The sequence below is a fragment of the Nocardioides sp. CCNWLW239 genome, from assembly GCF_037137035.1.
GTDB lineage: Bacteria > Actinomycetota > Actinomycetes > Propionibacteriales > Nocardioidaceae > Nocardioides.
In genome coordinates, this window is the sequence record NZ_JBBBNW010000001.1 from 676,229 (window position 1) to 699,740 (window position 23,512).

At 69.4% G+C, this 23,512-nt stretch carries 21 protein-coding genes; 7 read left to right on the plus strand and 14 right to left on the minus strand.

Annotated elements, in window-relative coordinates; translation table 11 throughout:
- Positions 1–32 precede the first annotated feature (32 nt).
- The 4 genes from WBG06_RS03325 to WBG06_RS03340 all read right to left on the minus strand — a co-directional run bounded on the left by WBG06_RS03325 (position 33) and on the right by WBG06_RS03340 (position 3,439).
- Positions 33–1,823, minus strand: a complete 1,791-nt coding sequence (locus WBG06_RS03325; protein ID WP_336735089.1) for a M91 family zinc metallopeptidase — start codon at positions 1,821–1,823, stop codon at positions 33–35.
- A gap of 10 nt (positions 1,824–1,833) precedes the next feature.
- The gene (locus WBG06_RS03330) at positions 1,834–2,253 is read right to left on the minus strand and encodes a hypothetical protein (protein WP_336735090.1); all 420 of its coding nucleotides are present in this window, start codon (positions 2,251–2,253) and stop codon (positions 1,834–1,836) included.
- Between the two features lie 102 nt (positions 2,254–2,355).
- Positions 2,356–2,862 (minus strand): general stress protein, encoded by a 507-nt coding sequence (locus WBG06_RS03335; protein WP_336735091.1) that lies wholly within the window; start codon positions 2,860–2,862, stop codon positions 2,356–2,358.
- 25 nt (positions 2,863–2,887) lie between these two features.
- On the minus strand, positions 2,888–3,439 hold the full coding sequence (locus WBG06_RS03340; RefSeq protein ID WP_336735092.1) for a TetR/AcrR family transcriptional regulator: 552 nt from the start codon (positions 3,437–3,439) through the stop codon (positions 2,888–2,890).
- Between the two features lie 174 nt (positions 3,440–3,613).
- Between WBG06_RS03340 and WBG06_RS03345 the strand changes: the two genes are divergently transcribed.
- Positions 3,614–5,053 (plus strand): MFS transporter, encoded by a 1,440-nt coding sequence (locus WBG06_RS03345; protein WP_336735093.1) that lies wholly within the window; start codon positions 3,614–3,616, stop codon positions 5,051–5,053.
- A gap of 153 nt (positions 5,054–5,206) precedes the next feature.
- On the opposite strand, the gene WBG06_RS03350 is transcribed toward WBG06_RS03345, so the two are convergent.
- Entirely contained in the window at positions 5,207–5,512 is a 306-nt protein-coding gene (locus WBG06_RS03350) for a hypothetical protein (RefSeq protein ID WP_336735094.1), read from the minus strand.
- A gap of 125 nt (positions 5,513–5,637) precedes the next feature.
- Entirely contained in the window at positions 5,638–9,084 is a 3,447-nt protein-coding gene (locus WBG06_RS03355) for an alpha-N-acetylglucosaminidase TIM-barrel domain-containing protein (protein WP_336735095.1), read from the minus strand.
- Positions 9,085–9,256: 172 nt separating this feature from the next.
- Here WBG06_RS03355 and WBG06_RS03360 point away from each other — a divergent pair, with 172 nt between their 5' ends.
- Complete coding sequence (locus WBG06_RS03360; RefSeq protein WP_336735096.1) at positions 9,257–10,477, plus strand: ROK family protein; 1,221 nt, start codon at positions 9,257–9,259, stop codon at positions 10,475–10,477.
- A gap of 73 nt (positions 10,478–10,550) precedes the next feature.
- Here the strand turns inward: WBG06_RS03360 and purQ are convergent, their stop codons facing one another.
- Positions 10,551–11,237 carry a phosphoribosylformylglycinamidine synthase subunit PurQ gene (gene purQ / locus WBG06_RS03365; RefSeq protein WP_336735097.1) on the minus strand — a complete coding sequence of 229 codons (687 nt, stop codon included), beginning with the start codon at positions 11,235–11,237 and terminating at the stop codon, positions 10,551–10,553.
- The gene (gene purS, locus WBG06_RS03370; protein WP_160026681.1) at positions 11,234–11,485 is read right to left on the minus strand and encodes a phosphoribosylformylglycinamidine synthase subunit PurS; all 252 of its coding nucleotides are present in this window, start codon (positions 11,483–11,485) and stop codon (positions 11,234–11,236) included. Before purS ends, purQ begins: the two co-directional genes overlap by 4 nt.
- Positions 11,486–11,564: 79 nt before the next feature.
- Between purS and WBG06_RS03375 the strand changes: the two genes are divergently transcribed.
- Positions 11,565–12,794 carry an MFS transporter gene (locus WBG06_RS03375; protein ID WP_336735098.1) on the plus strand — a complete coding sequence of 410 codons (1,230 nt, stop codon included), beginning with the start codon at positions 11,565–11,567 and terminating at the stop codon, positions 12,792–12,794.
- 113 nt (positions 12,795–12,907) lie between these two features.
- Here the strand turns inward: WBG06_RS03375 and WBG06_RS03380 are convergent, their stop codons facing one another.
- Complete coding sequence (locus WBG06_RS03380; RefSeq protein WP_336735099.1) at positions 12,908–13,879, minus strand: hypothetical protein; 972 nt, start codon at positions 13,877–13,879, stop codon at positions 12,908–12,910.
- A 100-nt stretch (positions 13,880–13,979) separates the two neighbouring features.
- Entirely contained in the window at positions 13,980–14,591 is a 612-nt protein-coding gene (locus tag WBG06_RS03385; RefSeq protein ID WP_336735100.1) for a helix-turn-helix domain-containing protein, read from the minus strand.
- Between the two features lie 94 nt (positions 14,592–14,685).
- Here WBG06_RS03385 and WBG06_RS03390 point away from each other — a divergent pair, with 94 nt between their 5' ends.
- Positions 14,686–16,278, plus strand: coding sequence for an MFS transporter (locus WBG06_RS03390; protein ID WP_336735101.1), 1,593 nt, complete (start codon positions 14,686–14,688; stop codon positions 16,276–16,278).
- A 73-nt stretch (positions 16,279–16,351) separates the two neighbouring features.
- Here WBG06_RS03390 and WBG06_RS03395 read toward each other — a convergent pair whose 3' ends face one another.
- Both WBG06_RS03395 and WBG06_RS03400 read right to left on the minus strand, forming a co-directional pair.
- Positions 16,352–17,914, minus strand: coding sequence for a long-chain-fatty-acid--CoA ligase (locus WBG06_RS03395; RefSeq protein WP_336735102.1), 1,563 nt, complete (start codon positions 17,912–17,914; stop codon positions 16,352–16,354).
- 103 nt (positions 17,915–18,017) lie between these two features.
- Positions 18,018–18,926: a phosphoribosylaminoimidazolesuccinocarboxamide synthase gene (locus tag WBG06_RS03400; RefSeq protein ID WP_336735103.1), complete on the minus strand. Its 909-nt coding sequence runs from the start codon at positions 18,924–18,926 to the stop codon at positions 18,018–18,020.
- A gap of 83 nt (positions 18,927–19,009) precedes the next feature.
- On the opposite strand from WBG06_RS03400, the gene WBG06_RS03405 reads away from it, so the two are divergent.
- Entirely contained in the window at positions 19,010–19,999 is a 990-nt protein-coding gene (locus WBG06_RS03405; protein ID WP_336735104.1) for a sulfotransferase family protein, read from the plus strand.
- Here the strand turns inward: WBG06_RS03405 and WBG06_RS03410 are convergent.
- The gene (locus tag WBG06_RS03410; RefSeq protein WP_336735105.1) at positions 19,983–20,879 is read right to left on the minus strand and encodes a hypothetical protein; all 897 of its coding nucleotides are present in this window, start codon (positions 20,877–20,879) and stop codon (positions 19,983–19,985) included. The two genes, WBG06_RS03405 and WBG06_RS03410, sit on opposite strands and share 17 nt — an antisense overlap.
- 154 nt (positions 20,880–21,033) lie before the next feature.
- On the opposite strand from WBG06_RS03410, the gene WBG06_RS03415 reads away from it, so the two are divergent.
- A complete protein-coding gene (locus WBG06_RS03415) occupies positions 21,034–21,630 on the plus strand; it encodes a hypothetical protein (RefSeq protein WP_336735106.1) in 597 nt (198 codons plus the stop codon).
- On the plus strand, positions 21,630–22,238 hold the full coding sequence (locus tag WBG06_RS03420) for a nucleoside deaminase (protein ID WP_336735107.1): 609 nt from the start codon (positions 21,630–21,632) through the stop codon (positions 22,236–22,238). Before WBG06_RS03415 ends, WBG06_RS03420 begins: the two co-directional genes overlap by 1 nt.
- Before the next feature lie 18 nt (positions 22,239–22,256).
- Here WBG06_RS03420 and WBG06_RS03425 read toward each other — a convergent pair whose 3' ends face one another.
- Positions 22,257–23,465 carry an MFS transporter gene (locus tag WBG06_RS03425; protein WP_336735108.1) on the minus strand — a complete coding sequence of 403 codons (1,209 nt, stop codon included), beginning with the start codon at positions 23,463–23,465 and terminating at the stop codon, positions 22,257–22,259.
- Between the last annotated feature and the right edge of the window lie 47 nt (positions 23,466–23,512).

Genomic DNA, 23,512 nt, shown 5'->3' on the forward strand with positions numbered 1-23,512 from the left:
TGTCAGAGTCAAAACGCCGAAACGAGTCATCCTCAACCCCTGTAGTGCTCGCGCGGATCCCAGTGGAACTCCTCGCGTAAGCCGTTCTCTGTGTAGGCACTTGGGTGATCAGGATCGACTATCTCGGGAGTGCTCGGGTCGTCGTCGTGATCGATCGGCAGTCCGACCGCCTGGCGCTCGCCCACCTTGATGTCGTTCTCAGGATCACCGGTGTTGTTCCGGTCGACCCCGTCATCACCGTCGTAGACATCGTCCTCGAAGGTGCCGTTCATGTAGTCGTAGACATGCGCCATCTCGTGGTACAGCCCGACAACCGGAGGCCGGTCGCCGGTGGAGACATCGCGGCTGGGGTTGTACTCGATCCTGTTCCCGCCTAATGGACCGTCGAAGGCCTTGTTGTTGTCGCCGACAAACTCTGTGATGGTGAGGCCTTCCTTGCCCATGCCGAGGAATCCGGAGTCGTCGTGGTTCTTCTGGAAGTTGGCGAGCATCTGCTGCCCGGTCGGCGACGCGGCCAGCATCTCGAGATCTGCACGCGTGCGAGCGACGAACTCGGGCGAGCCCTCGATCTTGATCCAGTCCGGGACGTCTTTGATCTCGACCGTGACGTGGTGCTCCGAATCGTTCGTGTCACCGGACTCGTCGTTGGACGTGTCGTCGCCAGAACCACCGTAGGTGGTGTCGCTGCCACGGCCGGCGTACGTCACGTCCCCACCTGCGCCCCCGTGAATCCGGTCGTTGTCGTCACCACCCGAGAGGATGTCGGCGTCGTCACCGCCAACAAGGACGTCATCGCCGTCAGCACCCTCCAGATAGTCGCGTCCGCTGCCACCTGCTAGTCGATCGTTGCCGGCCAGGCCGTAGACCGTGTCGTCCCCGCCCGCACCCGTGGCCAGGTCATGACCGCCTTGACCGTCGATGTAATCCCGGCCGACACCACCGGAGACACGATCGTTGCCTTCGCCCGCAAAGATCTTGTCCCCATCCTGACCACCCAGGATGCGGTCTTCCCCTGCCCCACCGTGGAGCTTGTCCTGGCCTCTGCCGCCGAGCAGGGAGAGATTGACGTTGGTGCCCTGCGGGACGTTGACCTGGTCGTTGCCCTCGCCGGCGCGAATGACGATCTCGTTGCCGGGTGGCACGTCGTACATCTGGCCGTTGACGGTGACGACCTGCTTCCCGGTCAGCGGGTTGATCCCGACCGTGACCACGTCGTCGCCGCTGCCCGTGTTGATGTAGGTCTTTCCGTCGACGTTGATCATGCCGACCGAGTCGACGTCGGCGGGGACGTGGAACGGGTCCTGCCCCGACTCGGCGATCGCAGCCATGCTCGTCGACAGCCCCTGCCAGGCCGCGGTGGTGTCGACCAGCACCTGCCGGTCGGCGTCGAGGTCGCGGTCGAGGCCTGATCGGATCTCGGAGGCGCGGGTGATGGCGTCGGTGACGAGCTTGCCGTCCTCGGGGGTCTCGGGCTCGAACCGGATGTCGCCCGAGGGGCTGCCCTGGTGCGGGATGTGGGCCACGGTGGCCCAGGACTGGTCGAGGTGGCCTTGGGCGATGCGCACCGTGCCGGCGATCCGAGCCGTCGCCGAGGAGGCCTTGTCGGCGAGCTCGCGCGCCTTGTCGAGGTCGGCCAGGAGCGTCTTGCGGTGCCCCTCATAGGACTCGGCGGTCTGGCCCTCCCAGTCGGCGACCACGTTCTTGGATCCGCTGATGAACGACTCGGTGACGCGGTCGAGCGCCTTCGCGATCGATGTCCAGCCTCGCGACGCATCGTCGATCGAGGCCGCGTCGTCCCACAGTTTCCAGGTGCCTTCGGACATCTCGTGCTCCTCAACGCGGGGTCGGTGTGGGACCCGGGGACGGGCTCGGCGTGGGCGAGGGCGGCGGCGGACCCGGCGTCGGCTCCGGAGGCCGCGGCGTCGGTCCCGGGGGCAGCGAGTTGCTGGACTGGGCGGCCCGGGCGATCTCCTCGTCGGTTGCGGAGATGTCGAAGGCACACAGCATGAGGGCATCGGCGTCCGCCTCGAAGACCGCCGCGAACGACTCGAGCGCGCTGGAAGCGGCCTCGACGAGCGGGCCGTGAGCAGCCATGGTGTCGTAGCCACCCTGGGTGTTTCCGGCGTCCCGGGCGGCGACCTCGAGGGCCCCGGCGTTGTCCGTGGTCGCAGCGGTCAGGTCCATCGCCCAGTCGATGCAGCCGTCGGCGAGCCTGACGAGATCGTCGGGACGTACGTTGATCTGAGATGGCATCGGGGCCTCCCTCTCCAACGGAGTTCTTCCCCGGAACACGCGTGGCTACACACGAACGCCGCGCCTATCTCATCATCCGAGATGAGGCGCGGCGGTGAGCGCTCAGGAGAAGGGGTTGGGGAGCGCACCCGGGAGGTCGGCGAGGAGCTCGCGGGCGCGGGCGGCGACCTTGTGCTCGACCAGGACCTCGTATTTCGTCGGCACGATGACCTTGACGCTCGAGAAGTCGCGGGCGCCGCGGGTGGCGGCGTAGCCGATCAGCGACCAGACGAGGCCGAAGACGACGCCGAGGAGCATCGTCGAGAGCAGGATGAACAGGAAGTTGTCGTCGCCGAAGAGCGACATGATCAGGCCGACGAAGACACCGAGCCAGGCGCCGGAGAGGACACCGGCGAGGGCGACCTTGCTCCAGGTGAGCCGCCCGGTGATGCGCTCGATCTGCTTCAGCTCGGTGCCGACGATCATGCAGTTCTCGACCGGGAACTCCTTGTCGGCAAGGAAGTCGACCGTCTTCTGCGCGGCCGCGTAGTCGTCATAGGTCGCGAGGGACTGGGGAAACTCCAGCTTCAGCGGGCTCTGCGGGCCGCCGACCGGCGAGGTGAAGGACATACGCCCCAGTGTGCCCCAGACTCCGTCAGTTCTTGAGGATGCCGTTCGCGATGACGTCGAGCATGGGACGAACGTCCTCAGCGGAGAGCGAGGACTGGTCGGCCATGGTCGCGACACCGCCGAGGAGGCGGCAGACGTCGAGATTGTCGACACCCTCGCGCAGTGCGCCGTGGTCGGACATCTCCGCCAGGACGCTCGCGTTGGCGTCGGCGTAGGTCTGGCACTTGGTGCGCAGCGGTGAGTCCTGGCAGCCCAGCGAGGCCGTGATCTTGGCAGCGGCGCCCTGGTGGCGGGTCAGCAGGGAGACGTACTCCTCGAACCAGGCGAGCAGCTTGTCCCGGCATCCGCCCTCGGTGGCCATGGCCTTCTCGACATGGCCGGCGACCTCCTCGATCCAGGTCGCCATGATCGCCTCGTGGAGCGCCTCGCGGGTCGGGAAGTGGCGGTAGAGGGTGCCGGGACCGACACCTGCGCGCCGGGCGACCTCGTCGAGCGGCGCGTCGAGGCCACGCTCCTTGAAGACGGCATGGGCGACCTCGATCAGCCGTTCGCGGTTGCGCTGCGCGTCGGCTCTCATCAGGACCTCCTCGGTGGCTCCCGCGGCGGTGCGGGCGCCTCACGTTAACAGCAGCCACCGCCCGGGCTCTTAAACGCGTTGCTAACCGGAGACACTCTCCGGTAGTGTCGTGATCAAGCGGAGGCTTCCTCCGCTTCACTGTACTCCTCTTCCGTCTCCACCAGGAGCTCTCGCATGACATCCACCGTGGCACCACCCCAGCCACCCGCAGCCACCAAGGCCGCCGGCGCCGGGATCGCGCTCGTCCTGGTCGCTCAGCTGATGATCGTCCTCGACTCGGCGGTCGTGAACGTCGCACTCCCCCAGATCGCCGACGACCTGAAGTTCACGCCTGCGGCACTCACCTGGGTGCTCAACGGCTACACCCTCGCCTTCGGCGGCCTGCTGCTGCTCGGCGGCCGCCTCGGCGACGTCTTCGGCAGGCGGCGCATGTTCGTGGCTGGCCTCTCCGTCTTCACCCTCTTCTCACTGGCCGGCGGACTCGCGCCGACCGACGACCTGCTGGTGATCGCCCGCGCACTGCAGGGCTTCGGCGCCGCGATCGCCGCGCCCCAGGTGCTCGCCCTGCTGACCACGTCCGCAAAGGACGAGGGCGGCCGGGCCCGGGCGATCGCGCTCTTCTCCGCGGTCTCCTCCAGCGGCGCCTCGATCGGGCTGATCCTCGGCGGCATCCTGACCGACATCGCATCCTGGCGCTGGACGCTGTTCATCAACGTACCGATCGGGCTCGTCGTGCTCGCCCTCGTCGGCCGTCTCGTCGCCGAGACCGCCCCACGGCCGGGACGCTTCGACGTCGTCGGTGCGGTGACCGCCACGGGCGGCGCGGCCGCGATCGTCTGGTCGCTGATCGGCGCCCCGGAGCACGGTTGGACCTCGGCGCGCACGCTCGGCGGCATCGCCGTCGGCCTGCTCCTGCTGGTCGCCCTGGTGCTCACCGAGCGCCGGGTCGCCCACCCGCTGCTGCAGCTCCAGCTCTTCGACAGCCACCGCCGCGTCGCCGCGTTCATCGCCGCGGTCGGGCTGGTCGGCGCCCAGTTCGCGACCTTCTACCTGACCGTCATCTACCTGCAGGGCGTGCTCGGCATGGGTCCGCTCGCCTCCGGGCTGGCGTTCCTGCCGCTCACCCTGATGATCTTCGCGATGTCCCGAGTGGCTCCGCGCATCGCGGCGCGGATCGGGATGCCCCGGGTGCTGGTCCTGGGCGCCACCGGTCTCACCGTGTCGTTCCTCTGGCTGAGCACGCTGTCCGAGACGAGCACGTACGCCGGTGCCGTCCTGGCCCCGTTCCTCCTCAACGGCGCCTTCGCCTCGCTCGTCTTCACCTCCACCACCGCCCTCGGGCTGGAGGGGGTCGACGCCGCCCATGCCGGCTCGGCCTCCGGCCTAGTGCAGACGATGCAGCAGCTCGGCGGCGCCATCGGCCTGGCCGTGATCGCCTCGGTCTACGTCGCCAACGGGGCGCCCGGAGAGGTCGTCCCCGGGATGCGCGAGGCGTTCTACGCCGCGGCCGCCCTCGGCGCGATCGGGATCATCGCCTCGCTGAGCGTGGTGCTCCGACGCCCCTCCCGAGGCCGCGCGTACGTCACCGGCCGGGCAGCGGTCGAGATCGACTGACCACGCAGCCGATTCTGCTCCGACACGGCCTCACAGCCCTCACAGCGTGGCCGGGTCGGAGCAGAACAGGTGCTGGTCCGCGCTTGCGTGGGTGACCGTCGTGACCCCGGCCTCGTCCGACGTCGGGCATGCCGAACAGCGCCTGAGAGAGCATCACACCGCCCTCACCGTCGCCGGTGCGTAGGCGACGTCGTTTCGATAGCGCACCCCGGCTCCGGCGGCCACCGCGGGCTTGTCGATCACCCGCAGGGGCCCGTCGGTCCTGTTGGTCAGCGTGTAGTGCACCGTCACCTGGGATGCGGTCGGTTCGACCGAGACCTCGAACTCGGCGTCAGGGGCAGGTGCCTCACCGGTGGGCCGTTCGTCGGACGCCAGGTCGGAGCACCCCGCCAGGGCCGCTCCGGCCGCGACCAGGACCGCCGCGCCCAGCACCCGCGACAGTGCTCGCGCTCGTCCCATCCCAGCTCCTCTCGCAGGCCGTTTCCGGTGTATTCGATCGGGTGGTCGGGATCAACGATTTCGAGCGTGTCGCAACGGAACTGCCCCGGCTCGCGGTCGCGAGCCGGGGCCGTTCCGTGTGCGGGTCAGCTGCCGTAGACCGCCAGCTCCTGCAGGTGCAGGGTGTAGGCGTTGCTGGTGTTACCGGTGCCGGTCACCCGGACGTAGCGGAAGCTGCCGCTCACCGGATACCAGTCCCCCACGTCCGTCTGCGGAGAGTCGACGTTCTTGGCGGCGATCGGCGTGAAGGTGATGCCGTCGACGCTGCCTTCCACGGTGTAGCGGTAGGACCGCCGGTCCGCGTAGTAGGGCGTCACCCTGATCCCGGAGATCTCACGTTCGGCACCGAGATCGACCTGCAACCACGCCGGCTTGCCGGCGCACTGTGCCGGGTTGCACAGCCAGTTGGTGTGCAGCTTGGCGTCGACCGCCCGGGCCGGCGCCGCAGCACCTTCGCTGCTGGATGCGGTGGCCAGCTTGCCCTCGCTGAGCGGCGTCGGGATCGTGCCGGAGCAGGTCAGGGTCGGTAGCCCGAACGAGGCCGCGTCGAAGGACCGGTTGCCGTCGGCCCGATCGATCACGATCCGCAGCTGACGTACCCCGGTGATGTCGACGTCGAGGCGGATCGCCTCGGTGCCGGTGGTGGCCAGCCCGCTGCGCAGCACCGGCGTGGTGCGGATCCGGCGGCCGTCGCCCCACACCTCGACGACCACGTCACCGTCGGCGGCATGGTTCATCGCGTCGTCGATGCCGACGAGGGTGGTGAACCGCTGACACCCCTGCCCCAGCTCGAACCGGACCTCGCCCGCGGCGTTGGTGCCGAGACCCTTCGAATAAGCGGTGCCGTCCAGCATGATCGGCGCGCCGTTGCCCGACGGGGTCGCCGGGGTCACCGTGTCGCGGGCGACCGGGTGCTCCCCGTCGTGGTTGCGTGAGGAGGAGAACGGTACGTCGCTGAGCTGGATCCGGCCGGGTCTGTCGACCGGCAGCACCGCACGGGCCGTCTTCTGCTTCGTCCCGGCCTGCTGGTCGTACGTCACCTCGACACCGATCGCGGCCTCGGTGGCCTCCGACGGCAGGTCGGCGTCGGCCGCCACCGTCCAGCTCACCGTCGCCGAGCCACCGGGCTCGATCCGGGACGGCAGCTCACCGGCGGCAGAGGCTGTGATGCCGTCTGGCGCGGTGACCTGGGCGGACAGGTTCTCCAGCGCGGCGAACGGGTTGTTGTTGACCACGGTCAGGGCGACCGTGCCGGGGTCCTCGCCGATCGTCCCGGTCGGACGGAGCGACACCGCCGCGCCGAAGTCCGCGGCCGACAGCTGCTCCAGGGCCCGAGCGGCTTCGGCGTACGTGTCGCCCTCCGGCTCGGTCGGGTAGGAATCCGTCGCCCGTGACCATTCGTCGGCGACCTTCAGCCAGTCGATCGCCGCCGGCTCCTCGCCCGTGCGCAGGGAGTCGCGCAGCGAGTCGAAGTAGCGCTCCCAGCGGGGTGCGTAATAGCTGTCGAGCAGGCCGGACCAGTCGCGGTAGGCGTAGTCGGTCAGCGAGAGCGTCAGGGTCCACGAGGTGAGGACGCGGCGGGCATCGTGCTCGAGTGCGGTGGCCTCCTCAGGTGAGGAGGCGAAGGCGCGAGCCTTCGCCAGCCAGGGGCCGACCATCTGATCGGCACGGGTGGCACTGATCCGGTCGGCGGTGTCGATCGCCTCGATCCACGCGTCGGTGAGCCGGTCGAACTCGGCGATGTCACGCTCGGCGTACGCCTGTCGGATCTGGACCAGCAAGGGGTGGGTGTATTCGGTGACCACCTGCCGGGCGATCTCGGCGAGGTCGTGGCGATAGGTGTCGCTGGCGCGCAGCGACGACCTCACCTTCAGGAGCGACGGGAGCGCTGCCGCGAAGTCCGTCGGGTCGTAGCGATTCCCGGGGGCGGTGTAGTTGCTGGCCCTGGTGGCCGTCAGCGCCGGTACGGCCGCGAAGAGGCCGCTGGTGCCTGCCGAACGGTTGTTGTTCGGCGGGATCGAGTAGGCCGTGTTCTGCAGGGTCTTCCAGGCCGCGCGAGCCGCCGGGTCGGTCGCACCGTAGCGAGCGTCGGCGTACTCGGCGAACCAGGCGTCCAGGTCGACCGGGCCGGTCTGCCAGGGCAGCTCGGCGAGAAACTCCATCGCGACGGCATTGTTGTAGCTGGCCTCCGGGAGGATGGCGATGCCGTTCAGCGCGCTGTTCGGTCGGGACCGGAAGTCCCAGAACCGTTCGTTCCACGCCTTGATCGGGGCGCCGACGGTCGAGTTGCCACCGAAGTTCCAGATCGAGCCGAAGGCATACGGCGTGCCCTTCCACTGGGTCTCACGCTGTGGGTCGAGGTTGCGGTCCGCCAGCCCGTCCACGATGAGCATCCGGCCGCGGTCGATCGCGTCGAGGGTCTCCGGCCGCGGGTTGCTCTGCCAGCCGAGCGCGACCCAGGTGGCGCCCGGGTGCGCCGCGTCCAGGGCGTCCTGGACGGCCGCGGAGGCCTTGCCGACCGGGATGGACCCGGGGGTCCCACCCTCGTGCAGCAGGTCCATCTTGTACATCGTCGACGCTCCGAGGACGTCGTCCTGGATCTCGTAGAAACGGTCGGCGACCTGGCCGAAGAGCTCGTGGGTGGGGGCCAGCCAGTCCGGCCGTCGCAGGCCGGACCAGGTGCCCTGCGGGACGGTGACGGCTCCGGGGTTGCGGACCTCGAAGTCGGTCGGGACGGTGCCGAAGTAGCCTGGGAGCACCGGCGTGATGCCCATCGAACGCATGTAGTCGGCGATACGCCGGCCGAGGTCGGCACGCTTCTGGAGGAGCTCGGGGGTGACCGGCTCGGTGAAGTTCCACATGTTCTGCATCAGCCACCACTGCTGATAGACCGGCGACGGGATCCAGGCACGCGCCTCGGCCTCGGAGTAGCCGTAGTCCTGCAGCAGCCGGTAGTAGACCATCTCGGAGCCGACCGGGAGGAACATCTCGTTGACGCCGTGCATGGCGTTGATGTCGACGAGGTCACGCCAGTCCTCGAAGGTGCGGAACGGGCCGGAGTAGCCGTCCTCGGTGTCGTTGCCGGAGAACCGGTGCGCCACCAGGGAGGTGGCTTCGATCGGCTCCGAAGGCACCGGCAGGGAGCCTTTGACCTGCACCTGGGTCCCGGTCCAGGAGACGTCCGCCTTGGCGACCTTCTTCAGGTAGGCGTTGACGCCCATCAGGACTGCCGGGACGTTCGTCCCCTCCACCACGATCCGGCTCCCGCGGGCGCTGACCCGATAGCGGTCGCTGCCACCCGGGTTCACCGACAGATCGAATCGGGCCGCGTGCCGGTGGCCGAGCATCCTGACGAGAGCCTCGCGGGCCGGGCGCGTGGCAGCCGGGCCCGACGAGGCCTCCGACGGCTCCTCGGACACAGGCTCCGTCGGGTCGGCCGACGCGGCGATGGTCGGCATGGTGGCGGCGATCAGCCCGAGCAGCATCGCCACGATCAGGTGAGCCAGTTGACTGTGTCGCTGGCGTTTCGGCATCGCGCCTCCCCAGTTATGAAGAACATTTTCGTAATGTGGCCTCATGGTCCTCCCGGACGCCGCGCCGGTCAAGGGTTTTGGGAGATGCAGGCAGGGACGGGCGAGCCGGTAACTTGGTCGCCATGGACGGGATCCGGGGCAGGCTGTGACGGGAGAGTCGAGCGGAAACCGCGTGCTGCGGCGGCTCAACACCACCGCGGTCCTGGAAGGCGTCCGCGCTGCCGGGGCGGCAGGCGCACGCATCACCGAGCTGGCGACCGACACCCGGTTGACCCGACCGACCGTCTCCCAGGCGATCGACGAGCTGGCCTCCGCCGCCGTCGTCGAGCCGCTGGCACCCGCGGAGCCGTCCGGGGCCGGCCGTCCCGCCACCCGGTACGTTCTGCGCAAAGGCCTGCTGCCGGTGCTCGGACTGGACATCGGACCCCACCGGGTCGCGGCATCCATCGCCAACGTCCAGGGCGAGACGCTCGCGGACGAGGCGATCGAGGTGCCATCCGGCTCCGACCCGGCCGCCGTCCGACGTCAGGTCAGCTCGCTGGTCGACGGCGCCCTCCGGACCGCCAGCCTGCCACCCGATCGGATCGGGGCGGTGGTCGCCGGCTCGCCCGGTGTCGTCGGGCCGGAGCTGAGCCGGGTGACGATGGCTCCGTCCGCCCCCGGCAACACCGAGGCCGGCCTGTTCGCCGACCTCGCCCGTCGGTTCCCGTCACGGCTGCTGGTGGAGAACGACGCCAACCTGGCCGCCATCGCGGCCAGCGCCGAGCATCCGGGCCGTACGTTGGTCGTCATCCACTGGGGTGAGCGGCTGGGGGCCGGAGTGGTGATCGACGGCTCCCTCCATCGCGGGGCGCACCGAGCGGCCGGCGAGGTCGGTCTGATCCCGGTCTCGGCCGATGGCGTGCAGTTCGACGAGCACGGGCGAGGTCCGCTGGAGCACGCCCTGGGCGGCGCGGGGATCGCCGAGCTGGCCAGGGTGGAGGCCGCCAAGCACCCTGGCGGGGCGCTGCCTGCCGACCGTTCCCTCACGGCCCAGCAGGTCTTCGCCGCAGCCGCAGAGGGTGACCCGGCAGCCGTCGCAGCGGTGTCGGCGGTGGCCACGAAGATGGTGGAGCGGCTGGCCCCGGTCTTCCTGGCGATCGACCCGGACGTCGTGGTCCTCACCGGTGGCATCGCCAATGCCGGCGAGTTCTTGGTCGACCAGCTACGCCTGCACCTGCCGCGGTTCACGCTGGTCCCGCCGGAGCTCGCGCTGCTGGTCCCGGCCGACCGTGCCGTCCTGACCGGCGCGCTCACTCTCGCTGCGAGCAGAGCCTGGGACGAGCTGATCGCCTCGGTCCAGCCCGGTCACCCGTGGTCGGTCAGCGGGCCAGGACCTTCTCGGCCAGCCTAGCGCTGGAGCGCCCCTCGTCTGGACGCAGCGGAGCGAGGAGCGGAGCGACGAGCGCAGCGGAGGAAGACGAGGGTCAAGCGGAAGCGCTCGCGAATTGCGAAGCAATCGCCAACGGCAGAGTGAAGAACCCGAGGCCGTCGGTGCCGGACCCGGTGAGGGTCTCCACCGCGTGCTCCGGGTGCGGCATCAGGCCGACGACGTTGCCGGCCTCGTTGGTGATGCCCGCGATGTCGTTGACCGAGCCGTTGGGGTTCACGTCGAGGTAGCGCGCGACGACGCGGCCCTCGTCCTCGAGGCGCTTGATGGTGTCGGCGTCGGCGACGTACTGTCCCTCGCCGTTCTTCAGCGGGACCACGATCTCCTGGTCCTTGGCGAAGGCAGAGGTCCAGGCGGTCGAGTTGTTCTCGATGCGCAGCTTCTGGTCGCGGCAGATGAACTTGAGGTGGTCGTTGCGCAGCAGGCCGCCGGGGAGCAGGTGGGACTCGACCAGCATCTGGAAGCCGTTGCAGATGCCGAGGACCGGCAGGCCCTTCTGCGCGCCCTCGATGACCTCGGTCATGATCGGGGCGAAGCGCGAGATGGCGCCGCAGCGCAGGTAGTCACCGTAGGAGAAGCCGCCCGGCAGGATCACCGCGTCGACGCCCTGCAGGTCATGGTCGCCGTGCCACAGCGCGACCGCCTCGTTGCCCCCGACCCGGACGGCGCGCTGCGCGTCGACGTCGTCGAGGGTGCCCGGGAAGGTGATGACGCCGATCTTCACTTGGCGGTCTCTTCCACGCGGACGACGTAGTTCTCGATCACCGTGTTGGCCAGGAAGGTCTCGGCCAGCTTCTCGATCTGGGCGAGCGCGTCGTCGGTGACCTCGGGGATCTCCAGCTCGAACCGCTTGCCCTGACGGACCTCGGTGACCCCGGTGAACCCGAGCCGCGGCAGGGCGCCGAGAACGGCCTTCCCCTGCGGGTCGAGAATCTCGGGCTTGGGCATGACGTCGACGACAACGCGAGGCATGGCTGCAGTCTAGGTGGGCCATGGGCCGCTCACCTAAACCGTTGGCTATCGATCACCTCGGGCTTTACCGTCGGTCCTCGTGCGCCATCTGCTGATCGACATCGCTCCGCTGCGTACGTCTCGAGCTTTCCGCCGGTTCTTCCTCGGACGGGCGGTCTCGGGACTCGGTGGACAGATCACGATCGTCGCGGTGATGTTCCAGGTCTGGGAGTCGACCCACAGCCCGTTCTGGTCCGGCAGCGTCGCCTTCGCCCGGCTCGTCCCGTTGCTCGTCGCCGGGCTCTGGGGCGGGGCGGTGGCGGACCGCATGGACCGCCGCTCGATCCTGATGGTCACCAACCTCGCACAGCTCGTGCTGGCGCTGCTGCTGATGGCGCAGGCGCTCTGGTTGGGAACGTCGGCGTCATCACTCGTCCCCGTCCTCGTTCTGGTAGCCCTCATGGCCGCCGCCGGTTCGGTCGCCGCACCTGCAGGCATGGGTGTGATCCCGCGCCTGCTCCCCACCGATCAGGTCGCCGCGGGACTCGCGCTCAACCGGCTGAGCTTCCAGGGGTCGATGCTCATCGGCCCGGCGCTCGGCGGACTGATCATCGGCTTCGCCGGGCTCGAGATCGCGTACGCCGTCGACGCACTCACCTTCGTCGCCGGGTTCCTCGGCGTCGCCGGCCTGCCGCGCCTCGCGCCCGTGACCAAGACGAACGGCGGCGGCATCCTCGAAGGGCTGCGCTTCGCCGCCACCCAACCCGTCGTACGCGGCGTGCTCCTCGTCGATCTCGCGGCCACCGTCCTGGCCATGCCGGTGAGCCTGTTCCCGCTGATCAACGAGGAACGGTTCGGTGGCGACCCGCGTACGCTCGGGCTGTTCCTCACCGCGATCGCGGTCGGCGGTGTCGCGGCCTCGCTGTTCTCGGGATCCTTCACGCGACGCACGCGGCCGGGCGTGATCACGATCGGCGCCGCCGCCGTGTGGGGGCTCAGCCTCGCCGCCGTCGGGCTGGCCACCTCCCCCTGGCTCTGTCTCGCTCTGCTCGCCGTGGCCGGTGCCGCCGACTCGGTCAGCGTCGTCACCCGCGGGACGCTGATCCAGCTCGCCGTGCCCGACGACCTGCGCGGCCGCACCGCCGCGGTCGAGATGATCGTCGGCGCCGGCGGCCCCGAGGTCGGCAACCTCCGCGGCGGCGCCGTCGCCGAGCTCACCTCGGGCCCGTTCGCCCTGGTCAGCGGGGGCATCACCTGCCTGCTCGCGCTGGCCGCCGTCGGCGCCACCTCCCGGCCGATGCTCGAGTTTCGTACGAACAAAACCGCTTAGCTCGAAGTTCGCAGCCATCCGGTGACTGCGATCTTCGACCTTCTCTTCGATGGACTCAAACCACGCGACGCACGGCTGGCTGAAAGCACCTGAGCAGCGGCGCTACACGGCCACTAACCAGCGGCAAGCGAGCAGTCCGCGCATGGCGTCACCTCGCCCGGCCAACCACCGCGACCGAGCAGCTCACCGACCCGGGCGGCTGTCCGGCAGGGGTCGCCGAGCACCTGACCGTAGGTGAGCCGAACAGTGCGAAGGTTGCGAGCGACGGCCGCATCCAGATCACGGGCGTGGTCGGCATCCCGCGCGGCAGCGCTGCCGTGGAAGGCGCGGCCGTCGAGCTCGACGACCAAGCCGTAAGCCGAGTAGACGACATCACGCTCCACCGAGACGCCTGCGATCGAGTCGCCGACCTGCCGCTCCCCCGCCGGCAGGCCATGGCCTCGCTCGACGCGGCGGAGGTACTCGCGTTCGAGGACCGAGCACGCGCCTGCCTTCAGGTCCTCGAGCAGCCCGAGGATCAGCTGTCGATCGGGCACCCGTCGCCGGTGGCCCACGGCCTCGATGAGCGCTCCCGGCCTGACCACCTTCGTCTGGACCAGATCGGCGAGCGTGGTGAACGCCCCTGCGGCACCGCCGGCCTCGACCACGGCGTCGATCGCCGCCTCCGCGATGAGCTGGCGAGGTGGATAGGCGGCCCAGTCGACGAAGCCGTCGAAACGAGCACGGCGCCGGACGATCACGCCGGCAGGGGCGATCACGGTGCGACCCATCGGGATCATCACCTCGATCGGCGCGCGCTCGGGCGGCTTCGGCAGGGCCGAGCGTCCCGCGAGAGCCGCCGGCCAGCACGCCAGCACCGCCGCCCAGGCACGCTGGCCCCAGGTCGGGTTGCCGGTGTGGTTGACGTAGACCCCCGGGTGGAGCACCGCGAGCTCGCGGTTGCGTACGAGGCGACGGATGTCGTGGTCCTGGGCGTGCAGGTCGCGCAGCTGTCGCCGCGAGATCACGCCGCCCTGGATCTCATCCCGCAGTCGCACCATGCCGACATGGTCGAACAGCTGTTTCGCGTCCCCCGAGTGCTCCACGGAATCGTTCTACCCCAGATCAGACCCCTATAAACTCGAAGATCGCAGCCACCCAGTGACTGCGATCTTCGACCCAAGACATGCCGTCGTTGTCGGTTGTTCATCCCGCCGAGTCTCGACGCGCGCTCCGGGCTTTGGGGGCGGCTCGGACGTGAGCGCGTTCCCCTTGTTTGCCGATCAAGCTGAGGTATTCCACCGGCCCCGAGCTGGTGGCTGCGAACCAGTGTGGCGTGCGGGTGTCGAACTCCGCTGCCTCACCGGGCTCGAGGATCAGGTCGTGCTCGCCCAGGACAAGGCGGAGCCTGCCGTTGAGGACGTACACCCAGTCGTATCCCTCGTGGGTGCGTAGGTCGGGGTGGGCATCGTCGCGGCCGGTGGGCAGGACGAACTTGTAGGCCTGGATGCCTCCCGGCCTCCGGGTCAGGGGCAGGATCATGGAGCCGTCCGCGCAGGGGATGGGCCGCAGATTGATGCGGGGGTTGCCGGTCGGAGGCGCATCGACGAGGTCGTCGAGGGTGACGCCGTGGGCCCGCGCCAGAGGCAGCAGCTGTTCCAGGGTGGGGCGGCGTAGGCCGGCCTCGAGCCGGGACAGCGTGCTGGTCGAGATTCCGGTCTCTTCAGCCAGGCGGCTGAGCGTGATGTCGCGACGTTGGCGCAGCTGCTTCAGTCGCGGCCCCACCGCGTCGAGAGTGCGATCGGTCGAGTCGTCCATGCTCAAAGATTGCCATTCAGCAACAACCTTTGCGAATCGGCACAGGACTCCGGACCATCGAACCAACTGGCAAGCAGGTCTGAAAGGAAGTCCATTGAGCACCAACCCATCGATCATCAGCACCGGTCCGGACGACCCGGTCGAAGAAGGTGATCCGACCGTTCATGACGCACGTCAGCGCCGCGCGATCCTGATCGCGGTCTGCATCGCGCTGATGGCAGTCATCGCCTCGGTCACCGGCCTCAACGTGGCACAGCCTGATCTGGCCGTCGAGTTCGACGCTTCACAGAGCACGGTGCTGTGGTTCATCAACCTCTACACGATCAGCCTCGCGGCGCTGCTGCTGCCGCTGGGCGCCCTCGGCGACCGGATCGGCCGCAAACCGGTGCTGCTCGTCGGCCTCATCGTCTTCGGCACCGCAAACCTGGCAGCCGGGCTGGCCACCTCCTCGGAGGTGATGCTCGCTTCGCGATTCCTCTCCGGCGTGGGCGCGGCCATGATCATGCCGGTCACCCTCGCGGTGATCACCTCGACCTTCCCCGAGGAGGAACGCGCGAAGGGAATCGGCGTCTGGACCGGCGTCGCCGGCGGTGGCGGAATCCTGGGCATGTATCTGTCCGCGCTGCTGGTCGACGTCGCCACCTGGCGCTGGCTCTTCGCCCTGCCGATCGCGCTCGTTCTGGTTGCTGTCGTCATGATCGTGCGCTCGGTGCCCAACACGCGCGAGCACACCGAGCACGGGTTCGACACCGTCGGGTCGGCCACCTCCGTCCTCGCCATGCTCGGGCTGATCTTCGCCCTTCACGAGGGCCCGGTCCACGGCTGGACGGAACCGGCGACCATGATCGGGCTGGTCGGTGGCATCATCGCCGCCGTCGCGTTCGTCGTGTGGGAGCTGCGCCAGACGACACCCCTGCTCGACGTCCGGCTCTTCGGCGAGCGGAGTCTGGCCAGCGGATCGGTCGCGCTGCTGGTGGTCTTCGGCGTGCAGGCCGGGATCTTCGTCGTGCTCTTCCCGTTCCTCCAGGCAGTGCTCGGGTGGTCAGCACTGCGCGCCACGTTGGCGATGATGCCGATGGCGCTGCTGATGATGCTCGCCTCCGGCCTCGCCCCGCGGGTCGCAGCCCGCATCGGAGCGCGGGCCACCATGGCCACCGGCGTCCTCCTGGTCGGCACCGGGCTCGCCCTCATGGCCGGCCTGGTCTCCGTCGAGGACGGCTACCTCGCGGTCCTGCCCGGCATGCTCGCCATGGGCCTCGGGATGGGCCTGTCCATGACGCCATCCACCGAGGCGATCACCGGTTCACTGCCTCGCGAACGTCAAGGCGTCGCGTCCGCCCTCAACGACGTCACGCGCGAGCTCGGCACCGCACTGGGCATCGCTCTCCTCGGAGCCGTCCTGTCCGCCGGTTACCGGGGCGCGATCGACGATCACCTTGATGACGTCCCGAACGACGTCGCGGACACCGCCCGCGAGGGCGTTGCGAACGCCATCGCCGCCGCCGGTGGCGCCGGCGACCAGGCCCCTGCCGTGGTCCGCGCAGCACAGGAGTCGTTCGTCGCAGGGTGGCAGGACGCGATGTGGGCCGGTGCCGCGGTGATGGCCATCCTGTTCGTCTTCGTTCTTGCCCGTGGCCCGCAGCGTGCCGTCGGGGCGGCCGACGATCTCCCCGAGGCTCATCGGTGATCCATGCCGAAGGTCGCAGCCACCGAGTGACTGCGACCTTCGAGCTACGGCTGCTGCCGGCGTACGGGAGTTCCTACTTGAGCTCGCGCTTGAGGATCTTGCCGGTGGCGGTCATGGGGAGGGCGTCGACGATCTCGACGATGCGCGGGTACTTGTAGGCCGCCATCTGCTCCTTGGCCCAGGCGATGATCTCCTCGGGGGTCGCGGAGGCGCCGGGCTTGAGCACGAGGACGGCCTTGATCTCCTCACCGTGGGAGTCGTGCGGGACACCGATGACGGCGGCCAGCGAGACCGCCGGGTGGGTGAGCAGGACCTCTTCGATCTCGCGCGGGTAGACGTTGAAGCCGCCGCGGATGATCATCTCCTTGGCCCGGTCGACGATGTAGTACCAGCCGTCCTCGTCGCGCTTGGCGAGGTCACCGGAGCGGAACCAGCCGTCCTCGGTGAGCACCTCGGCGGTCGCCTCGGGGCGGTTGTAGTAGCCCTTGAAGATGGCGTGACCCTTGATCGCGATCTCCCCGATGGTGTCGGGGGTCCAGTCGATCTCGTCCCAGGAACCGGCCTCGATGAGCTTCATCTCGACACCCGGGATCGGGACACCGATCGAGCCAGGGCGCACCGGCTTGCCGTAGAGGGAGAAGGACGCGACCGGCGAGGTCTCGGAGAGGCCGTAGCCCTCGAGGATGGTGACGCCGAAGCGCTTCTCGAACTCCTTGTGGATCTCGACCGGAAGCGCAGAACCGCCGGCGACGGCGATGCGCAGGTTCTTCGCCAGGGTGGCGACGTCGATGTCGTCGGAGAGGGCACCGAGAAGCCCCCAGTACATCGTCGGGACGCCCGCGAAGAAGGTGACCTTCTCCTTGAGCATCGTCGCCAGCGCGGCCGCGGCGTCGAAGCGCGGCAGCAGCACGACGGTGCCAGCGAAGGCGAACGCGCCGTTCTGCACGACGGACTGGCCGAACGCGTGGAACAGCGGCAGCACGGCGAGGAAGGTGTCGGGGCGCTCGGCGGAGGCGTCGAAGAGATCCGCCCCGGCCAGAGCGTTGTCACGCATGTTGCGGTGGCGCAGCTCGGCACCCTTGGGACGCCCGGTGGTGCCGGAGGTGTAGAGGATGACCGCGGTGTCGTCCTCGTCGGTGGCGACCGTGTCGAAGGTGGGCGGCTGGGTCGCGATGCCCTGGCCCAGCGTGGTGACGCCCTCGATCGGCGACGGGGCGGCCGGATCGGCGGTGATCAGGAAGAAGTCCTCGACACCGGCCTCCTGCGCGCCGGCGTGCGCCTCGGCCCCGATGGGGAGCTCCGGCGTGCCCTGGAACGCGAAGAGGGCCTTCGCGTCGGAGTCCTGGAGGTGGTAGGCCACCTCGCGACCCTTGAGGAGCACGTTGAGCGGAACGACGGTGGCACCGGCCTTGAGGATGCCGAAGTAGACCATCGTGAAGTAGGGCAGGTTCGGGCTCATCAGGGCAACCCGGTCGCCTGCGCCGATGCCCTTGCTCGCCAGCAGGTTCGCGACCTGGTTGGCGGCACCGTTGACCTGGGCGTAGCTCAGACGGACGTCACCCATGACGATCGCGGTGCGCTCGGGATAGTTCGCCGTGGAGTCTTCCAGCAGCGAAGCAAGGTTGTACGTGGACACTTGGCCTCCAGTGGTATGCGTGTTACGCGTCACAACTTACCCGCGCGTAGGTATGGACGTGAATGGGTCTCCGCCCAATACGTCATGTGCTGGAGAACATTGCTCAGAATCGGTGGCCGGTGAGCTTCTCGTACGCCTCGACGTACTTCGCCCGCGTGCGCTCGACGATCTCCTCGGGAAGGTCGGGCGGCGGGTCGCCGGCGGCGCGGTCCCAGCCGGCCTCGGGCGAGAGCAGCCAGCGCCGGATCACGTCCTTGTCGAAGCTGGGGATCGCGCTCCCGGGATGCCACTGCGCCGCGTCCCAGTAGCGGGAGGAGTCGGGGGTGAGCACCTCGTCGGCGAGGACGATCGTGCGGATGCCCAGGTCGTCCTGGCGTACGCCGAACTCGAACTTCGTGTCAGCGAGGATCAGGCCGCTGCCGCGGGCGATCTCGTCGGCGCGCTGGTAGATCGCCAGGGTCAGCCGGCGCACCGCGGCGGCGTCGTCCTCGCCGATCAGCTTCGAGACGTGCTCGTAGGTGACGTTCTCGTCGTGGTCGCCGAGCTCGGCCTTCGTGGCCGGGGTGAAGATCGGCGGGGTCAGCCTCGACCCGTCGACCAGGCCCGACGGGAGGCGGATGCCGCAGACCTCGCCGGTCTCGTCGTACTCACGCAGGCCGGAGCCGGTCAGGTAGCCGCGCGCGACGCACTCGACGGGCAGCATGTGGAGCTTCTGGGCGACCACCGCACGGCCTTCGACCTCCGCGGGGACGTCGGTCGAGAGGACATGGGTCGGCACCAGGTCCTCGAACTGCTCGAACCACCACAGCGACAGCTTGGTGAGGATCTCCCCTTTGTCCGGGATGACCGTGTCGAAGACGTGGTCGAAGGCCGAGATGCGGTCGCTGGCGACCATCAGGAGCTGGCCGGCGTACGGCCCTTCCTCCAGCTCGTAGAGGTCACGCACCTTGCCGGAGTGGAGGTGCTTCGCGCCCGGGATCGCCGGCGCCGGCGGGATGTTGAGTTCAGCCACGTACTCAGCCTAAGAGATGAGGGTCCGATTCCGTTTCTCGCTTAAGTAGACTGTTTCAAGTGACTTAAGCGAGAGGGCCCCTCATGGATCGACGACCTCAGCCGGACTTCTTGATCATCGGAGCGCCGAAGGCCGGGACCACGGCACTGCACTCGGCGCTCGCGACGCACCCGCAGGTGTTCGCCACGACACCGAAGGAGCCGAAGTACTGGCTCTGCGACGACGCTCCCCCGCCCCACTGGCGCGGTCCGGGCGACAAGCACTCCCAGCAGGAGTGGGTCTGGCGGCGCCACGACTACGACCGCCTCTTCGCCGCCGCACCCGGGCATGCGGTGCGGGGCGAGAGCACGCCGTTCTACTTCTGGTCGACCAGCGCCCAGCGACGGATCGCCGAGCACCTCCCCGAGGTGAAGCTGATCGCGGTCGTCCGCGACCCGATCGACCGCGCGTACTCCAACTGGATGCACCTGTGGTGCGACGGTCTCGAGCCCGTCGCCGACTTCCCCACAGCGTTTCGACTCCAGGACCGGCGTGCCCACGAGGGCTGGGCCCCGTTCTGGCGCTACCGCGAGCTCGGGTTGTACGGCCGGCAGCTCGACCACCTCTACGGACTGGTCGGCCAGGACCGGGTGCTGGTGGTCCGCTACCGCGACATCGTCGACGAACCCGCCGCGACCGTCGATCGCGCCTGCCGCTTCCTCGGCATCGAGCAGGGCCACGTCGACCACATCCCGAAGGACAACAGCAGGACGTACGTCGAACCCGGCTGGCGCCCCAAGGTGCTCGGTCCGGTGGTCAGGGGCGGTGCCTGGCTCGCCCAGTTCGCGCCTCCGGAGGTGTGGCGCCGGACCTACCCGCCGCTGCTGCGCCGGCTCGCCGGGCCGGGCGAGCATCACCGGCCCCGACTGACCTCGGATCAGCGCGAGCAGCTCCTGCCCGCCTTCGCCGAGGACATCGAGCTGCTCAGCGAGGTGAGCGGTCAGGATTTCTCCGACTGGCTCTCCACCACGAGCCGGGGATCGTTCCAGGAGCGCGCCGCGAGGGCCGCCGAGAACCTCAGCAGATCAGCGTGATCAGGTCGTGGGCGCCGTCCTCGCGGGCGGCCTCCACGTAGTAGCGGATCCGGCCGTCGGGCAGCGGCACGGCGCTGGCGTAGCGGAACGCACCGTCGGAGTGCGGGCTGGTGATGGGGGCCGCCTGGGGGTCGGCGACCAGACGGGTGCCGTCCCACCGGGCGACGCCGGTCGTCTCGTACCAGTTGGACTCGGCGTCGGCACGCCCGTCGTAGAGGACGACGAGCGGATCCCGGGAGACGACCGTGGTGACCCGGGCGCCGCGGGCATCCCACCGGCCCGGCCGGCCGGCGAGGACCTCGCCGCCGTCGTGCCACTCCAGGCCGTCGGTGCTGGTCAGATAGCGGGTCGTCATCCGGTCCTCGTGGCCCGGTTCGGTGAGCGGGTGGCAGCACAGCCACATCTGCCAGGCCCGGGTCAGCGGGTCGATCGCGATCACCGGGTCCTTGACCGCGACCGTGTCGCTGCCAGGGTGCACGACCCGGCGGTCGCCGCCGGGGAGGCCCTCGACGGTGTCGGCGGTGAGACTGTCGACCCACCAGTGCTTGGAGTCCCAGGTGGCGCACGAGAGGTAGAGCCGCCAGCCGCCCTCGGGCAGCGGCACCAGCACCGGCCGCTCCAGCGACTCGCAGCCGAACTGGTCGCGGTGGACCTCGGTCACCGTCTCGAACCGCACCCCGTCGACCGAGCGGGCCACGCTGACCGTCACCCCGCGCCCGTCGGACAGCGGCCGGCGGTTGCGCCAGGTCAGCCAGAACACCCCGTCGACCAAGACCGCGCTGGCCGCGCCCGCCCAGTTCCCCGGACCCTCCCCGGGGGCCGGGATGACAAGCTCGGCACCGTCGTACGACGGGAGGGACGCAAGCAAACCGGTGGTCATGGATACACCTTAGTCAAGTTACTCAATCGACTATGAATCCGCGCCGCGAGACCGTGTAACACGTCGTTCGTAGCACTATCCGGTCGTTTGAATAGGGCGAGTAGTACGACGAACAGCGTGTTACACGCCCGCCCGCTGTGGCATCGTTCCAGCCATGGCCGAGACAGCTGAACAGATCTACGCCCGCGTCCAGGCCGGCGGTGACCTGCCTGCGCCGAGCGTGACGGAGTGGGATGTCTTCCCGTGGGTCGTACGCGACGGAGAGATCGCGCCCAAGCCGCTTGCTCCCCCGGCCCCCGAGGAGCCCCGGAGCGGCGAGGGCGGCGAGGACTGCACCCTGTGCGGCCCCGACCTGCCCGGCATGATCTGGCAAGACGAGAACTGGCGGGTGAAGCACCTGAAGCAGTCCGGCCTGCCGCTGGTGCTGGTCCTCGAGCCGCTCGAGCACTACGACCTGCCCGACCTCGACGAGCACCAGGCAGCCGAGTTCGGAGTTCTCACCGTGCGGCTCGTCCGGATCGTCGAGAGCCTGCCCAACATCGCGCGCTGCCACGCGATGCGGATCGGTGACGGCGCCGAGCATCTCCACATGTGGTTCCTGGCCCGCCCGAAGGACCTGCTTTCGATACGCGGCAGCTTCTCGCCCGACTGGGACGACATCCTCCCGCCCGGCCCCGAGGACGCCTGGCGAACCGACCTCGCCGAGGTCGCCCGCAAGCTCGCCACCCACGGCGGCGAGGCCCTGATCTGATGGCACCGGAGGTGCGGTTCGACGCGGAGGACGTACGCCGCCTGCTGGACGTCATCGAGCAGGAGATCGTCCCGCTGACCGGTGCCGGCGTCGCCGCGGGCAACAAGATCTTCGGCGCTGCGATCCTGCGACGCGCGGATCTGTCCGTGGTGGTCGCCGAGACCAACAACGAGATCGAGAACCCGCTGTGGCACGGGGAGATCCATGCCATCAAGCGCTTCTTCGAGCTGCCGACCGACGCCCGGCCAACCCCCGCCGACTCGTTGCTGCTGGCGACCCACGAACCGTGCTCGCTGTGCCTGTCGGGGGTGGCGTGGTCCGGGATCCCCGAGTTCGCCTACCTCTTCAGCCACCAGGACTCGGCCGACTCCTTCGCGATCCCCTACGACCTGGCGATCCTGCGTGGCGTCTACGCCGTCCCGGATCCTGACCGCGACGAGGTCGATCCCGGGCGCGACCTCTACAACCGCACCAACGCCTACTTCACCAGCACCGCCCTCGCCCCGCTCGCCGACCCCGAGCAGCTCGTCCGGATCAGCCGGACCTACGACGAGCTCTCGGCGGCGTACCAGGACCGGAAGGGCGGCGGGGCGATCGCCCACCCCTGACAGCCGACGCAGCAGGGGTCAGTGGCTGCTTCGCCAACGCAGCAGCCCGGCGGTCGCCGAGAGCACCGTCACGACGACCCCGTAGGCGTAGGTCGTGGCCGTGAGACCGATCTCCGGCGTCAGCAACCCGGCGACGACGGCGGGGATGCCGAAGGCCAGGTAGGACACGATGAAGATCACCGCGAACACCTCCGCCCGCTCGTGGGCCGGGAGGATCGGCATGATCGAGCGCAGGATGCCGAAGAAGGCGGTGCCGAAGCCGGTGCCCGCGACGACCACCGCAACCAGGTACGCAGCCACTGACCCGGTCGCGAGAGCGAGCAGGCTGAGGACGGTGCCGACGGCCAGCGCGGCCGTCCCGTAGAGCGTCGTCGCTCGGGCCGAGCGGTTCCGGAACGCGTACGAGGCGACCGCACCGGATCCGGCGAGAGCACCGATCGCCAGCCCCTGGAGGACGTGGCTGGTGGCGCCCAGCTCGGTGCGGACGATCGCGGCGCCGAGGGAGAGAAACAGGCCACCGGTGGCCCAGCCCGCAAAGATCGCCGGGGCACTGCGGGCGAGCATGCCCCGGACCGCCGGCGGCACCGCTACCCGCGGACGTAGCGAGGCGATCAGTCCCTCGTGACGGGGCGCGGTCTCCGGGGCGAGCCAGACGCCCGCCGCGAGCAGCAGGGACAGCACGACGAGGGCATCGAAGACGACGAGCCGGGCGTCGACGGTCACCTGCATGGCCACGCCGGCGGCGACGGCTCCCACCGCCAGACCGACCATCGGCGCGACGGCGTTGACCACCGCCGCGGACCCCGGCCGCGATGGCCGCTCGAAGTCGGCCAGGGCGGCCGACAGGGTCGAGAGGAGCAGTCCGCTCGCGACTCCTTGCAGGATCCTCGCCTCGAAGAGGGCGGCTGCGGTGTCGGCACCTTGGAAGAGCGCGAAGCTGGCGGCCAGGAGGAGGAAGCCGGCCGTCACCACGGGCCGTCGGCCGACGTGGTCGGAGACCGCGCCGAGCACGAGCAGGGTGGCCAGCAGCGCGACCGCGTAGACCGCGAAGACCGCCGTCATCACCCAGGGCTGGAGCCCGAGGCTCGTCTGGAGATCGGGATAGAAAGGCGACGGGGCACTGGCCCCGGCCATCATCAGCACGACCGCCCCGAGGGCCATTCCGGCACCGATCCGCCGCCCGGCGAGAACGTTCGTCGCCGCACCGCTCACTGCTTCTGTCGACATCACCGCTCCTTCATGGTTCGAATTATTTCGAACCTTCTGGGAGCGTA

Coding starts and splice junctions, on each gene's coding strand:
- WBG06_RS03425 (WP_336735108.1), bottom strand. CDS start 23,465: ATGTCGACAGAAGCAGTGAGCGGTGCGGCGACGAACGTTCTCGCCGGG.
- WBG06_RS03345 (WP_336735093.1), top strand. CDS start 3,614: ATGACATCCACCGTGGCACCACCCCAGCCACCCGCAGCCACCAAGGCC.
- WBG06_RS03415 (WP_336735106.1), top strand. CDS start 21,034: ATGGCCGAGACAGCTGAACAGATCTACGCCCGCGTCCAGGCCGGCGGT.
- WBG06_RS03335 (WP_336735091.1), bottom strand. CDS start 2,862: ATGTCCTTCACCTCGCCGGTCGGCGGCCCGCAGAGCCCGCTGAAGCTG.
- WBG06_RS03420 (WP_336735107.1), top strand. CDS start 21,630: ATGGCACCGGAGGTGCGGTTCGACGCGGAGGACGTACGCCGCCTGCTG.
- WBG06_RS03410 (WP_336735105.1), bottom strand. CDS start 20,879: ATGACCACCGGTTTGCTTGCGTCCCTCCCGTCGTACGACGGTGCCGAG.
- WBG06_RS03330 (WP_336735090.1), bottom strand. CDS start 2,253: ATGCCATCTCAGATCAACGTACGTCCCGACGATCTCGTCAGGCTCGCC.
- WBG06_RS03385 (WP_336735100.1), bottom strand. CDS start 14,591: ATGGACGACTCGACCGATCGCACTCTCGACGCGGTGGGGCCGCGACTG.
- WBG06_RS03350 (WP_336735094.1), bottom strand. CDS start 5,512: ATGGGACGAGCGCGAGCACTGTCGCGGGTGCTGGGCGCGGCGGTCCTG.
- purS (WP_160026681.1), bottom strand. CDS start 11,485: ATGCCTCGCGTTGTCGTCGACGTCATGCCCAAGCCCGAGATTCTCGAC.
- WBG06_RS03355 (WP_336735095.1), bottom strand. CDS start 9,084: ATGCCGAAACGCCAGCGACACAGTCAACTGGCTCACCTGATCGTGGCG.
- WBG06_RS03325 (WP_336735089.1), bottom strand. CDS start 1,823: ATGTCCGAAGGCACCTGGAAACTGTGGGACGACGCGGCCTCGATCGAC.
- WBG06_RS03340 (WP_336735092.1), bottom strand. CDS start 3,439: ATGAGAGCCGACGCGCAGCGCAACCGCGAACGGCTGATCGAGGTCGCC.
- WBG06_RS03405 (WP_336735104.1), top strand. CDS start 19,010: ATGGATCGACGACCTCAGCCGGACTTCTTGATCATCGGAGCGCCGAAG.